Source organism: Stenotrophomonas sp. STEN038 (genome assembly GCF_056759895.1).
In genome coordinates, this window is record NZ_JBRRDW010000026.1 from 40,160 (window position 1) to 53,062 (window position 12,903).

Below are 12,903 nucleotides of genomic sequence, written 5' to 3' on the forward strand. Positions count from 1 at the left end.
GAAGGCATGAATATCGGCCAGGCCGCCAAGGCCTCTGGCATCTCCGCCAAGATGATCCGGTACTACGAGGACATCGGCCTGATCGGGCCGGTGGCGCGCACCGATGCCGGTTACCGCCTGTATGCACCGCGCGACATCCACACGCTGGGTTTCATCAAGCGCTCGCGTGACATGGGTTTCAGCGTGGAGCGCATCGGTGAACTGCTGGAGCTGTGGCGCGACCGTTCGCGCCACAGCGGCGACGTCAAGCGCATGGCGCTGGAGCACGTGCAGATACTGCAGCAGCGCATCGCCGAGCTGCAGGGCATGGTGCAGACCGTGCAGGCATTGGCCAATTGCTGTGCCGGTGATGACCGCCCGGATTGCCCGATCCTGCGTGATATCGAGACCGGCGTGCCGCTGCACGATACGGCTTTGCCAACCACATTTGGCGGCGTCTCCGCAGGCAAGCGCGCGCGCTGATTATTGTGCGCAATTGCGAAAATGAACGGGATGCAAAGTGTACGCGCGCCGCGCGTGCCAGAAAACGCCTGAATAAAAGCCAAAAATCGGCGTTTTATTGCAGGCGTGGTTTCAGGGTTTGTTGGGGCGTCTAACGGAAAACTTACATCCGGACGCAGACAGCTGTTTGCTGTCGTGCCATCAAGCTCAGTAATGCAGAGGTAGTACCCCCATGAAGACTTCGTTGATTGCCCTGGCGCTGGTTGCCGCCCTCCCGTTCGCCGCTTCGGCCGCTGACGGCCTGTCCTACAACTATGCGGAAGCCGACTACGCCAAGACCTCGGCCGACGGCAAGGCTGAAGGCTGGGGCGTGAAGGGTTCCTATGCGTTCCTGCCGAACTTCCACGCTTTCGGCGAATACACCCGTCAGGAAATCTCGCGCACCAACCTTGATATCGACCAGTGGCGCGTTGGCGCTGGCTTCAACAAGGAAATCGCGCCGACCACCGATTTCGTTGCTCGCGTGGCTTACGAAAAGTTCGACCCGAAGCACATTGATCTGGACTTCGAAGGCTACAGCGCTGAAGCCGGCATCCGCACCGCATTCGGCAAGCACGCCGAGGTGTATGCCATGGCTGGCTACGAAGACTTCAGCAAGAAGCACGGCGTCAACCCGGATGGCAACTTCTACGGCCGCCTTGGTGGCCAGGTGAAGTTGAACCAGAACTGGGGCATCAATGGCGACATCAAGATGACCGGTGACGGCGACAAGCAGTGGACCGTGGGTCCGCGCTTCAGCTGGTAAGACGTACTGACGCATTGGCGTCATGTAGCGAAGGAGGGCCCGGCTTATGCCGGGCCTTTTTTTTTGCCTGTCGTTTAGGTTTTTAGCTAAGAGCTTGCCCTCACCCCAACCCCTCTCCCGCAGGCGGGAGAGGGGCTAGTGCACTGCGAGCGCAAGCAATCCCGCTTCAGCCCCTCTCCCGCCTGCGGGAGAGGGGTTGGGGTGAGGGCAAGCTTCTAGCAACCAGCCCCAACGTCGCATGTAACACCACTGCAACCAAACTGCAGCAAAGTGCGCCTCAACCGGCATCGGCCGGAAGGATCATGAGAATGAAAACCCGCCTGCTGCTCGCCGCAATGCTGTTGTCGACAACCCCACTGGCCTGGAGCCAACAGCGCGACTACCTGCCGCTGGAGCAGCGCCTGAGCGCCGAGCAGCTGCAGCAGGTCGGTTTGAGCGCACAGCAGCTGCAGCTGCTCAATCGCATGCTCAGCGAAACCACCCCGGTGGTCGCAGCAAACCCACAGCAGCCCGTACCAGCGCCAATGCAGATCGGTCTGGAAGAAGGTCCCGTGCACAGCCGCGTGCAGGGCGCGGTGGAAGGCTGGGAACCGGGCACGGTGTTCGTGCTGGCCAACGGCCAGCAATGGAAGGTGCTCAAAGGCCAGATGCGCCTGCGCACTGCCTTGCAGTCGCCGGAAATCGAAGTGATCCCGGGCATCGCCGGGCGCTGGTTCCTGCAGGTGGATGAAGACCTGCCAAAGGCGCGGGTTTACCGGATTCTGTAAGAGTCAGGCTGTGCGGCTTTTGTAGGAGCGGTGTCAGCCGCGAAACCACCGTTGTTTCCGAAGCAGTGGTCAACGCCATACCGGCCGAGGAGAATCCCCGGCGCGCGCATGCATTGCCAGCTTCGCGGCTGACGCCGCTCCTACAAAGGAGGAGCGGCAGCTGTGGCTTACGCCGGGCGCACGCGCTGGGTCAGGCCCTTGAGGAAGTTGCGCAGGGCCTGGTCGCCGCATTCGCGGTAGTTCTTGTGGTCTGGCTGGCGGAACAATGCCGACAGCTCCGGCTTGGACATCGGGAAGCCAGCGGCCTCGAAGATCGCGTGCATGTCCATGTCCTTCAGCTCGAAGGCCACGCGCAGCTTCTTCAGCACGATGTTGTTGGTGATGCGCTTTTCCGGCGGACGCTGCGGCTGCGACTCATCGCGGCCACGGTAGTGGTAGATCAGGCCGTCCAGGAAACGCGCCAGCACCGCGTCCGGGCAGGCTTCAAACAACGGCTCGTCGTCCTTGCGCAGGAAATCGTGCACCTGAGCGGCATCCACTTCAAAGCTGGAATCGGCCAGGTGAATGGTGTCCACCACCATGCTGTCGCTGAGGTCGAGCATGTAGCGGATGCTGCGCAGTACGTCGTTGTTGATCATTGCCACTCCGGAACCACCGCGGCGGAGATGCCGGCGGGGGCATAGTGTAACGCCGCACCGGCGGGGCCCCAGCCTACAATCGGGGCTGGTTCAGCAAAGTTCGCCCGCATGCTCCCATACGCACCCGTTCCCGCGCGGCCCATCGGGGCCCGGTTTGCCACCTCAGCGTTGGCGGCCCGGCAATGAGTTCACGCGCGATCCTGCACCTGTGCCTGCATGTGGCGGTGCCGGCGCTGCTGGCCTGGCTGTTCTGGCGGCCGCAGTTCGGCAAGGCCTGGCTGTTGCTGCTGCTGGGCTGGGTGATCGACCTGGACCACCTGCTGGCCGACCCGATCTATGCCCCCAACCGCTGCAGCATCGGCTTCCACCCGCTGCACACCGCGCCGGCCATCGTGCTGTACGCGGGGTTGACCCTGCCCAAGCGCACCCGCCTGTTCGGTATCGGTCTGCTGGTGCATATCGCGCTGGATGCGCTGGATTGCCTGTGGATGCACGCCGGCCGCTAAGTGGCCGCTTGGACGGGCTTGTTACCCGCCAGAACCGGGCAACGGCGGGCTCAGCAGTCTCCAGAAGCAGGTGGGGTGGGCTTGCCAGCCACGCCAGAAGTACGCGGGGGCGGGCTTACCAGCCGCCCCAGGGGCCGGGGCCAAAGCCCGGGCCGGGGCCGTAGCCATAGGGGCCGGGGCCGTCGCTCTTGCTCATATGGATGTTCAGGTTCACCCGACGGCTCTTGCCTTCGTCGGTGTTGTAGTTCTTGCCCAGGTTCAGGTCCACGGCCTGCCAATTGCTGTTGCCGTAAGCCTTGGAATAGCCGATGCCGGCGCTGACCGTGCCGTGTATCTGCAGCTTGTCGTCCATCACCTCGGCACCCGGACTGTCTTTTTTGGCCAGCCCGCGCCCGCTGTGGTCGCCGTAATAGGTGCCTGGTGCGTCGCCCTTGTAGGTATCGCCCAGGTAGCGCAGCGGTGCCTGCGGCACGCTCAGGTCCAAGCCGCCCGCAGTGCCGGCGGCATCATCCTGCGCCATGGCAACGGCGGGGGCCAACAACAGGGCGGCGATCAGGGATGTGCGGATCATGTTGCTGGCGCTCCGGAACTGGGACCACGCCGTGCTGGCGGGCAACATGGACGCTAACAGAAAAGCGTTGAACGATGGCTGTCGATCACCGTAGCTGCAGGGGAACTTTCAGGCCAGGCGCCGGAAGGAGAACAGCTCCGCCAAGCGGTGCCGGCGGCGCTCGATGGCGGCGCGGATCAGGCCGGCGCCCAGCATCGAATAGGTGATGCCATTGCCGCCATAAGCCATGGCGAAATGCACCCGCGGTCCCCATTGCCGGTGCATACCGAAGAAGGGCAGGCCGTCCTCGGTTTCGGCGAAGGTGCCTGCCCAGGCGAAGGTCGGCGTCACCGCCAACTGCGGGAACAGCTCGCCGACCTTTGCCGCCAGTCGCTGCGCCTTGCGATCAACCTGTGCATCGCGGCGCAGTGGCAGGTCGACCGCGTCGTCCTCGCCACCGACCAGCAGGCGCTGGTCGGCGGTCGTGCGCAGGTAGAGATAAGGGCGGGCGGTCTCCCACAGCAAGGTGTCACGCAGTTGCGCCAGCGCATCTGCCGGTAACGGGTCGGTGACAAAGGCGTAGCTGCTGCGGTTGCGCGCCACGCGCTGGCGTAACCAGTGTTGGGCCGCGTAGCCGGTGGCGACCACCAGATGCTTGCACTCGATGCGCAGGCCATCCGCCGTGCGCACCTGCACCCGCTGGGTGCTGGTCTCAACCGCGTCGATGCGGCAGCGGTCATGGACCTGCGCACCCCGCGCAAGCAGCCGTATCAGCAGCCGGTAGCTCATGCGGTAGGGGTCCATGCTTGCGGCCGGGGTGCTGAGAATCGCGCCGGGCGCGTTGAAGCCGAAATCCTCGGCGACGCCCGCGGCGTCCAGCCAGTCCACCGCGAAGCCGTGCTGGCTGCGCAGCTCGAACTCCTCCAGCAAAGGCCCCAGATGGCGGCGCCGGCTGGCGTAATACAGGCTGCGCGCGTTGCGGAAATCGACGTCGTCCACCTGCGTGGCAAGCGCCTCCAGCTCCTCGATGGCCTGTGCACAGGCACGGTAGGCCAGCAATGCCGCATCCAGCCCATGGCGCTTGGCGAGCTCGCGCAGGGGCGTGTCTATTTCGTATTGCAGCAATGCGGTGCTGGCGGCAGTGGAGCCCCAGCCGATGTCACGCTGTTCGATGACCGCGACGTCATGGCCATGCTGCACCAGTTCATCGGCGATCAGCGCGGCGGTGATGCCACCGCCAACCACCACCACGTCGCAGCGCAGATCCTGCTGCAACGGCGGGAAGGCATGCATCAGGCCATTCTTGATGGCCCAGAACGGGTAGCCACTCTTCAGGTCCATGCGCGCCTCCGTTCACCGCGGCAGCGGTTGTCAGCCGGTCGGGTGGCCGGTATGCGGGGTGTGGATCAACGGTGCGGTATCGAAACCCTGCTGCTGTGCGTAAGCGATGTAGTGATCGCGGGTGGTGGCATCCATCCGTGGCAGGCGCGCGAGCAACCACAGGTATTTGCGGTCGGGGCTACCCACCAGCGCGGTGGTATAGGCCGAGTCCAGCTGCATGATCCAGTAATCGCCCTTGGTGAAGGGAATCCAGCGCAGGCCCTCGGGCAGGAAGCTGACTTCCAGCTTGCTGTTGCTGTCATCGATCGCAGTTGCCTGACCAATCGATTCTTCCAGTTTGCCTTCATGCAGGCAGCGGTTCTGCACGCGCACGCTGCCGTCTTCGTTGAGGGAATAATGGGCGCTGATGTCGGTGGCATCCTCGGGTTCGTGGCGCATCGGCAGGCGCGCCACTTCATACCAGGTGCCCAGGTAGCGCTGCAGGTCCACGTGCGGGACGGTTGCCAGGGAGGAGGGTTGCGTCATGGTTGACCTCTTCGGCGGTGACGCGGCTTGGCGCGTCGGGGGCAACAGCTATAGGCCACTGCCGGTTAAGGGATTGTGCCGGGTGGGTTGATTTGCCATTCACTGAATCACTGCCATCGACGGCGGCGTTTCTTCGCGCAGGGCAGATCTGGCTGCGCTAGGCTGGCGGCATCCGAAAACAGGAGTCCTCCATGTTTGTCGTGATCCTGCTCAAGGGGCAGAACCGCTATGCACGCGAGCGCTGGGAGCAGTTGCCTGAGGCGGTCGAGTACGAGGGGCTGGGTTTCACCCTGCGTGCCGGCCCACGCCAGCCGCAAGCCACCACCCAGGTGTGGGAGCCGGTGGCGATCTACGCGCCGTGCGAGTTGACCGAGGATGAGTTCAAGGAAATCTACGAGCTCAATCGCCACCACATCGTCGAGCTGTCGCTCGAGTACTGAGGAATGGGCACGGTTTTGCAGGATGTGAACGCGCACTGACATATAGTTCCCGGCAGGCGCGGTGGTCCGCGCGATCCGGTGTCCTGCCTTGCTTGCCCAACGTTTTTCGCATCCGCTGCGCGCGCTGTTGTTCGTCCTGCTGGTTGGCTTGGCTGCCGGCAATGTGGCTTGGGCCGCGCCTGATGGTGCAGCGGCTGACATCAGCCCGCAGACCCGCATCGAACAGGCCTCGCGCACGGTCGCGGCGGTCAAGCGTGCAGTCAACGACGCCGATGCGCCGGAGACTCTGAAAACACTGGCCGAACGTGCCAGCCAGGCGCAGCGCGAGGCCGAGGCCAGCGTTGCCGCGCTGCAGCCTGAGCTGACCCAGCTGGACGCCCGCATCGAACAGCTGGGGCCGGCCCCCGAAGCTGGCGAAGAAGCTGGCATCGCCCGCCAGCGCAAGCTGCTGGACCAGCAGCGCAGCCAGATCGATGCCGACATCAAACGCGGCAAGCTGCTGGCCGAGGACGCCAAGCAGGCCAGCGACTCCATCGAGAAGATGCGGGCCCAGCAGTTCGGTGAGCAGATGGGCCGCAAGGTGGCCTCGCCGCTGTCGCCTGCACTGTGGCGCGAGTTTGGTGAGCATGTGCCTGACGATCTTGCCCGCTTCCGGTCGCTGTACCGGCAGGCCCACGATGCCCTGCTGAAGGCAGCCCGCAAGCAAGGCTGGGGCATGCCGCTGCTGGGCGTTTCGCTGGCCTTGCTGATGCTGTTCCCGCTGCGCATCTGGTTGCGTCACCTTGGTCGCCGCTATGCCGCTTCCGAGCGCGCCCCGGACGGACGCCTGCGTCGCACCGGTCTTGCGGTGTGGCTGCTGCTGGTCGGTACCTTGCTGCCTGGGCTGGCGGCCACGGTACTGGTGGCCAGCCTGCGGGCAATCGATGCAATCGCGCCGCGGTTGGAATCGGTGGCCGACATGTTCGTCGTCGCCACCTTCGTGGGGGCCTTCATCGGTGCGGTGGCGGCCAGCCTGCTGGTGCCGTCGCGGCCGACCTGGCGCCTGCTGGACATCGATGATGTCGCCGCCGCCCGCCTGCGGCGCTTTGCCTGGGGTGCGGCCAGCCTGACCTGGCTGACCATGCTGCTGCGCGACGTCAATCGCGCAGCGCGTACCTCGGCGGTGGGCACGGTGACCTTGGACGGCCTGATAGCACTGACCTACGTGGTGTTGATCATGAGCATGCTGGCGACCTTGGCCGGCCTGCATCGACGCCGCGCCGCACAGGCCGCGCAGGCCGAAGCGGAGAACACCAGCAGTGGCCGCTCGCCGCGTGCACCGCGCAGTGGCTGGCTGATCGTGGCACGCTTGGGCGGCTACCTGAGCATCTTCGCCGCGCTGGTGGCGACCTTGCTCGGCTACCTCAACTTCGCCATGTTCACCGCCCAGCAGATGGTCTGGGGGACGGTGATCGTGCTGGCGACCACCTTGCTGACGCGCTTCGCCGATGATTTCGCGTTGTGGCTGCTGGCACCGGACAGTGCTGCCGGGCGCATGCTGCGGTTGTCGACCGGCTTGTCCGCCAGCCGCCTGGAACAGGCCGGCGTATTGCTGTCGGCCACGTCACGGCTTGCGCTGGTGATGCTGGGCATCACCGCTTTTGTTGCACCGTTCGGCAATGTCAGCGCCCTGTACGGTTGGTTGGAGCGCCTGTCGGCCGGCATCAAGATCGGTGGCAACCTGCTGACACCCGGTTCGATCATCAGCGCGGTGCTGGTGCTGGTATTGGGCCTGGCGCTGATGCGGGTGGTGCAGCGCTGGTTGGTGGATACCTACCTGCCCAAGACCGAACTGGATATCGGCGCGCGTAACTCGATCAGCACCGTTGCCCACTACCTCGGTATCGTGCTGGCTGCGCTGTGGGCTCTGGCCGCACTGGGCATTGGTTTTGAAAAGGTGGCGCTGCTGGCAAGTGCCCTGTCGGTGGGTATTGGTTTTGGTCTGCAGGCGATCACCCAGAACTTCGTTTCCGGCCTGATCCTGCTGGCCGAACGCCCGGTGAAGATTGGTGATTGGATCAAGATTGGTGACCAGGAAGGCGATATACGCCGCATCTCGGTGCGTTCGACAGAGATCCAGGTGGGTGATCGTTCCACGCTGATCGTGCCCAACTCGGAATTGATCACAAAGACCATCCGCAACATGACCATGGCCAATGCGCTGGGCCGCATCCAAGTGCAGTTCTCGGTGCCCCTGGGCACCGACATGGGCAAGCTGCGGACCTTGTTGCTGGGGATCTACGCGGCCAACGAAACGGTACTGATCGATCCGGCACCGTCGTTCTTCATTGATTCGATCAGTGGTGGCCAGGTGGCTGTGAACAGCTTTGCCTACGTGTCATCGTCGCGGAGCGTATACGGCACCCGCAGTGATGTGCTGTTCGCCCTGTTGGAGCAGACCGCTGCTGCCGGCATCGCCCTGTCCACCCCGACCGACATCCACCTGGTACGCGACCCCCCGGAAGCCTAGGTAGTGCCGAGCCATGCTCGGCAGGGGGAGGTCCGCATGTAGTGCCGAGCCATGCTCGGCAGGGTCTTTTCCGGTGATTTGTAGGAGCGGCGTTACGCCCTCGGATGACCGCTGGTCAGCAACAGCGCGTAGTCGTCGACGGCCAACTGCTCGGCATGATTCAACCAGGCGCGGATCTCCAGGTCATCAATCTCCCGGTCCACGCCCAGCGGCATGCGGATGCGGCCTTCGGCATCGGGCTGCACCCATTGCTGTGCCACCACCACATTGCGCTTGGACGCCACCGCTTCCACCCAGAAGCCACGCTCGGGACGCTGTGCCGCGTACAGCTCCAACACGTATTGGCCAGGACTGGTGTGACGCGGCTGGCGGCTGATCATGCGTGACTGGCGCACGCTGGGGCGCGGCCCGCTGAACGCCTGCAACGGCGCATCCACGGCGATGCCACGGCGCAGCTGCGCATCGCGGTACAGGCGCATGCCCTGATCACTGTCGAGCAGCAGCGCACACCATTGGCCATCAGCCGAATCATCTTCAAACGCAGTGCAGCGGTCGACATAGGCAAGACGGTGCTGTGGATCGGCCTCCTCGAACTTGCGCGAGGTGTTCTCCAGGTACACCGACTTCAGGTCCCACTGCTGGTCGTATTCCAGCAGCACCGGTGGCTGTACCCTCTGTACGCCAACCAGTACCTGATCGTCATCCAGCCGCAGCATGCGGGTCTGCTCACCCAGCCACAGCGAGCGTGCGAATGCGCTATAGCGTGCGTAGCCCCTCGTATCACCGTTGGTAGCCGCTACGCTGGCACTGACCGCAGGTGCGGGCTTCAACAGCGAACGGCCAAAGCCGATCGCATCGATCGCCGGATCCAGCAGCTGCAGCGCGGTAGCACCCGAGTCCAGCGTGGTGCCTGCCTGCGCAACGATCTGCCGGGGCTGCAGCTTGTTGCCGAGGAACAGCAACAGGTTCTCGCGTTTCTGCTTCTCAAGCACATGGCTCAGGTCATTGGGCATGGCCAGGTGATCGGAGGCCACCACCACCAGCGTGTTGTCGGCGAACGCGCTGCTGCGGATGCGATCGACCAGACGCGAGATCAAGCGATCACTGCACTTGAGCGCATTGAGCAGGCCGATATTGCCGTGTGCGCTCCGGTAACGGGTGTTCTTGCAGGCCACCGGCAGATGCCCGGCCGGATGATGGGTGTCCATGGTCAGTGCGGTCAGCATGAAAGGCTGGCCGCTCGCGGACAGCTCCAGGAAACGTTCGTAGGCACGTTCCAGCAGCACGTCGTCGTGCACGCCCCAATTGGAGAAATGGCGCTTGGCGATGTTCTGCTGCTGGAACCACTCCAGATCGCGCACGTCGTCAAAGCCGTGCGAGTTGAGGAAGTCCGCCTTGGCAGCGAACTGCCCATTGGCGCCGCCCAGGTAATGGTTGCTATAGCCCTGCTGCTTCAGGTAGTCGCCAAGGCAGAAGGCTTCGGGCAGGAAGCGCCCCATCCGTCCCATGCTGTTCTCATCGCCCTGCGCGGTGGTCAGCGGCACGCCACACATGGATGACACCAGGCCGGCGATGGTCCAGCCACTGCCGTCGGCCGAGGCGATGTTACGGAAATCCAGACCTTCGCCGGCCAGCCGGGTCAGATTGGGCATCAGCCCGGGGAACACGTCCTGGTTGAAATAGGTGCGTTCCAGACTCTCGCCGTAGATCCAGACGATGTTGGGCCGCTGCGCCAGCGGTTTGGAGGGCAACTGGTATTCCGGTGCTACCGCGCTGTAGTCCACCGGCTGCATCTGCTGGTAGATGCGCTTGCCGTCGGTGTACAGCGGGCTGAGCAGCAGTGTTGTCAGCAACAGCGCGGTGAAGCCGCCGAACACCGCCGTGCCATGACGGGGGCGCTGCAGGCGACGCACGCGCAGCAACAGCAGCGGGGTCAGCGAGATGATTACCAGGCCGATGAAGCCGATGATGTAGGCGCTGAAGTCGCCAACGCCGGCGCCTTCCATATCGCTGCGCAGGTGGTACAGCGTGGCCGAGTTGATGCCATCGCCGCTGAGTTTGTCGATCAACCACCAAGCGCTCAGTGCCAGCAACAGCAGTGATAACAGACCTGCCTTCACGCGGGCCAGGGTGGGTGACACCATCAACAGTACGAACAGTGCTGCCAGAGACAGCCAGATGATCCAATGCATGCGGTCACGTGGGTAGCGGAGACAGGGGCGACGGCCGCGGCCGTCATCGCTCTACACACTGTTGTTTCAGTGCTGTGGCAGAAGCATCTGGATCTTGCCTGCCGTAACCTGACTGAAATGTTGGGACAGCGCAGCTGCATTCATCATCAGTTGCGTGCGCTATGCATTGCACACTGAAGGCTGTGAGTTGTGGTGAGAAAGTGTGCTTTTCGGCCTGATTTCAGCTGCTGAAAACTTCTGTTGTCATTGCCTGCGTTGCAATTAATCTGGTCACGTCGCTCGGGTAAGCGCAGCGCAGCCGGGACGGCAGTGACCGAAGCGCTGTACCTGCGCGTGGCGGCACGGCGCAAGGGATGAGTGCATCTGTGTTGACGGTGGCACACCAATTCGGCGGCGCTGTTGTGGCGTTGATGCACGCTGTGCGTGCTCCTGGGTGCGCTGCACTTGCCGCGGCTACAGGTGATGCATCTACGCTCAGCGATGGCCACGCTCTTCGCGGGCGCGTGCTCTGGTGCGGCGATCAAACAGCATTGAGCTGACGATCAGCCCCAAGCCGATGAATACACCCAGCAGGAACAGCAGCATTGCGAAGGCTGGATAGCCAAACAGCGTCCAGTGAGTAGGCACGCGCATCAACAGGGTCGAGGACAGCAGCAAAGCGGCGGTGATCAAGCCGGCGGCGATGCGGTTGGCGACCTTCTGGATGTTCTCCATCAACCGCGATTCGTCCAGGCCGGTGACCTTCATCTGCAGCCGGTTCTCGGCCAGCACGCTGAGGATGTCGGACATGCGACGCGGACCGTTGCGCAGCAGCTGCTGCAGCTCCATCGCCTCGCTGGCCAGGTTTGCTGCCGAGAATGATTTGCGGAAGTGCGCACGCATCACATGCTGCAGCTGCCGTTCGACGACTTTCCGCGTCTCCATCTCCGGTGCCAGGAAGCGGCACACGCCTTCCAGGTTGAGCAGCGCCTTGCCGAGCAGGCTCAGCTCCGGTGGCGTGCGCAGGTTGCTGGAGGTGGCGATGCGTACGATCTCCAGCACCACATGGCCCTCGGACAAGGTGCCGTTGGCGGCGTAGCGGGCAATCATCTGTCCGGTCTCGCGCAGGTAGCGCTCTTCGTCGTAGTCCTCCAGGCGGGTGCTGATGCCGATGATCTCATCGGCCACTTCCTCACCGCGGCCATCCACTGCGGCAAACAGCACCTTGAGCAGGCGCTGGCGTAGCCGCGGTGGCACATGCGCGACCATGCCGAGGTCGAAGATCGCCAGTTTGCCCTCTGGGGTGACGCGCAGGTTGCCGGGATGCGGATCGGCATGGATTTCGCCATGTACGAAGATCTGGTCCAGATAACCGCGTACGAGTGCGGCAGCCAGCGGCACCATCGATTGCTCGGTGCGGCGTACCGGTGGGATCGCATCCACCCGCACGCCTTGCACCAGCTCCATGGTCAGCACGCGGCGGCCGCACAGGTCCCACACCGGCTGCGGGATCCACAGTTCAGGGTACGGCGCCAGGTGCTGGCCGAAGCGGGCCAGATTGGCAGCCTCGGCCTCATAGTCCAGCTCCATGCGCAGCGTCTTGGCGAACTCGCCCAGCCAGTCGGAGAAGCGCACCTTGCGGCCGACCCGGGTCAGGTGATCGGCGGCGGTGGCGAAGCTGCGCAGCACATTGATATCCGAACGCAGCTGGGCGGCGATATCGGGCTTCTGCACCTTGATGGCGACCTGCCGGCCATCGTGCAGCTCGGCCTGGTGGACCTGGGCGATGGAGGCGCTGCCCAGCGGCTGCGGGTCGAACCAGGCAAACAGCTTGCTGACCGGCGCGCCCAGCTCGTCCTCGATCACCGCGCGGATCTGCTCCACCGGGATCGGCGCGACTTTCTCCTGCATGCGCTCAAGCGCGGCCACGTACTCGGGCGGGATCATGTCCGGGCGGGTCGACAGCACCTGGCCCAGTTTGACGAAGGTGGTGCCCAACGCTTCAAGGTCGGCGACGAACTGGGTGGGGTTACCGGCGGCCGGTGGCTTGCCCAGGCGGGGAATTTCACCATCCAGCGAGATGCCGGAGAAGACGCCGGAATGGCGGTAGCGCAGCAGCAGGCGCACGATCTGCTGGCGCCGGCTGATACCGCCGACGGTGGTCGGGCTGTCGCTGCTGGTCGGTTCCATCAAACGGGGGTCTTCCTGGC

Annotated in this window: 12 protein-coding genes; 6 read left to right on the forward strand and 6 right to left on the reverse strand. The window is 64.1% G+C overall.

Features of this window, described 5'->3' with window-relative positions:
- Window positions 1–6 precede the first annotated feature (6 nt).
- From cueR to ACVOLS_RS12285, 3 genes are all read left to right on the forward strand, one after another.
- Window positions 7–462, forward strand: a complete 456-nt coding sequence (cueR, locus tag ACVOLS_RS12275) for a Cu(I)-responsive transcriptional regulator (RefSeq protein WP_481545831.1) — start codon at window positions 7–9, stop codon at window positions 460–462.
- Between the two features lie 211 nt (window positions 463–673).
- A complete protein-coding gene (locus tag ACVOLS_RS12280; protein WP_481536752.1) occupies window positions 674–1,246 on the forward strand; it encodes an OmpO family porin in 573 nt (190 codons plus the stop codon).
- A gap of 308 nt (window positions 1,247–1,554) precedes the next feature.
- On the forward strand, window positions 1,555–2,013 hold the full coding sequence (locus ACVOLS_RS12285) for a hypothetical protein (protein ID WP_481545806.1): 459 nt from the start codon (window positions 1,555–1,557) through the stop codon (window positions 2,011–2,013).
- A gap of 167 nt (window positions 2,014–2,180) precedes the next feature.
- Here the strand turns inward: ACVOLS_RS12285 and ACVOLS_RS12290 are convergent, their stop codons facing one another.
- Window positions 2,181–2,651 carry a YehS family protein gene (locus ACVOLS_RS12290; RefSeq protein WP_481510903.1) on the reverse strand — a complete coding sequence of 157 codons (471 nt, stop codon included), beginning with the start codon at window positions 2,649–2,651 and terminating at the stop codon, window positions 2,181–2,183.
- Between the two features lie 182 nt (window positions 2,652–2,833).
- On the opposite strand from ACVOLS_RS12290, the gene ACVOLS_RS12295 reads away from it, so the two are divergent.
- Window positions 2,834–3,157 (forward strand): DUF6122 family protein, encoded by a 324-nt coding sequence (locus ACVOLS_RS12295; protein ID WP_282271453.1) that lies wholly within the window; start codon window positions 2,834–2,836, stop codon window positions 3,155–3,157.
- Between the two features lie 115 nt (window positions 3,158–3,272).
- On the opposite strand, the gene ACVOLS_RS12300 is transcribed toward ACVOLS_RS12295, so the two are convergent.
- The 3 genes from ACVOLS_RS12300 to ACVOLS_RS12310 form a co-directional block, all read right to left on the reverse strand.
- A complete protein-coding gene (locus tag ACVOLS_RS12300; protein WP_481545807.1) occupies window positions 3,273–3,728 on the reverse strand; it encodes a hypothetical protein in 456 nt (151 codons plus the stop codon).
- Between the two features lie 108 nt (window positions 3,729–3,836).
- Entirely contained in the window at window positions 3,837–5,048 is a 1,212-nt protein-coding gene (locus tag ACVOLS_RS12305; protein WP_481545808.1) for an NAD(P)/FAD-dependent oxidoreductase, read from the reverse strand.
- A 30-nt stretch (window positions 5,049–5,078) separates the two neighbouring features.
- Window positions 5,079–5,573 (reverse strand): lipocalin family protein, encoded by a 495-nt coding sequence (locus tag ACVOLS_RS12310; protein ID WP_481545809.1) that lies wholly within the window; start codon window positions 5,571–5,573, stop codon window positions 5,079–5,081.
- 191 nt (window positions 5,574–5,764) lie between these two features.
- Here ACVOLS_RS12310 and ACVOLS_RS12315 point away from each other — a divergent pair, with 191 nt between their 5' ends.
- On the forward strand, window positions 5,765–6,013 hold the full coding sequence (locus ACVOLS_RS12315) for a hypothetical protein (RefSeq protein ID WP_481545810.1): 249 nt from the start codon (window positions 5,765–5,767) through the stop codon (window positions 6,011–6,013).
- Window positions 6,014–6,101: 88 nt separating this feature from the next.
- Complete coding sequence (locus ACVOLS_RS12320; protein ID WP_481545811.1) at window positions 6,102–8,522, forward strand: DUF3772 domain-containing protein; 2,421 nt, start codon at window positions 6,102–6,104, stop codon at window positions 8,520–8,522.
- 92 nt (window positions 8,523–8,614) lie between these two features.
- Here ACVOLS_RS12320 and ACVOLS_RS12325 read toward each other — a convergent pair whose 3' ends face one another.
- Complete coding sequence (locus ACVOLS_RS12325) at window positions 8,615–10,714, reverse strand: phosphoglycerol transferase I (RefSeq protein WP_481545812.1); 2,100 nt, start codon at window positions 10,712–10,714, stop codon at window positions 8,615–8,617.
- 474 nt (window positions 10,715–11,188) lie between these two features.
- Window positions 11,189–12,883, reverse strand: coding sequence for an ABC1 kinase family protein (locus ACVOLS_RS12330; RefSeq protein WP_481545813.1), 1,695 nt, complete (start codon window positions 12,881–12,883; stop codon window positions 11,189–11,191).
- Window positions 12,884–12,903: the final 20 nt, after the last annotated feature.

What these genes read in the sequence shown, in the direction of transcription:
- cueR (WP_481545831.1), top strand. Translation starts at nt 7, where the DNA reads ATGAATATCGGCCAGGCCGCCAAGGCCTCTGGCATCTCCGCCAAGATG.
- ACVOLS_RS12280 (WP_481536752.1), top strand. Translation starts at nt 674, where the DNA reads ATGAAGACTTCGTTGATTGCCCTGGCGCTGGTTGCCGCCCTCCCGTTC.
- ACVOLS_RS12285 (WP_481545806.1), top strand. Translation starts at nt 1,555, where the DNA reads ATGAAAACCCGCCTGCTGCTCGCCGCAATGCTGTTGTCGACAACCCCA.
- ACVOLS_RS12290 (WP_481510903.1), bottom strand. Translation starts at nt 2,651, where the DNA reads ATGATCAACAACGACGTACTGCGCAGCATCCGCTACATGCTCGACCTC.
- ACVOLS_RS12295 (WP_282271453.1), top strand. Translation starts at nt 2,834, where the DNA reads ATGAGTTCACGCGCGATCCTGCACCTGTGCCTGCATGTGGCGGTGCCG.
- ACVOLS_RS12300 (WP_481545807.1), bottom strand. Translation starts at nt 3,728, where the DNA reads ATGATCCGCACATCCCTGATCGCCGCCCTGTTGTTGGCCCCCGCCGTT.
- ACVOLS_RS12305 (WP_481545808.1), bottom strand. Translation starts at nt 5,048, where the DNA reads ATGGACCTGAAGAGTGGCTACCCGTTCTGGGCCATCAAGAATGGCCTG.
- ACVOLS_RS12310 (WP_481545809.1), bottom strand. Translation starts at nt 5,573, where the DNA reads ATGACGCAACCCTCCTCCCTGGCAACCGTCCCGCACGTGGACCTGCAG.
- ACVOLS_RS12315 (WP_481545810.1), top strand. Translation starts at nt 5,765, where the DNA reads ATGTTTGTCGTGATCCTGCTCAAGGGGCAGAACCGCTATGCACGCGAG.
- ACVOLS_RS12325 (WP_481545812.1), bottom strand. Translation starts at nt 10,714, where the DNA reads ATGCATTGGATCATCTGGCTGTCTCTGGCAGCACTGTTCGTACTGTTG.
- ACVOLS_RS12330 (WP_481545813.1), bottom strand. Translation starts at nt 12,883, where the DNA reads ATGGAACCGACCAGCAGCGACAGCCCGACCACCGTCGGCGGTATCAGC.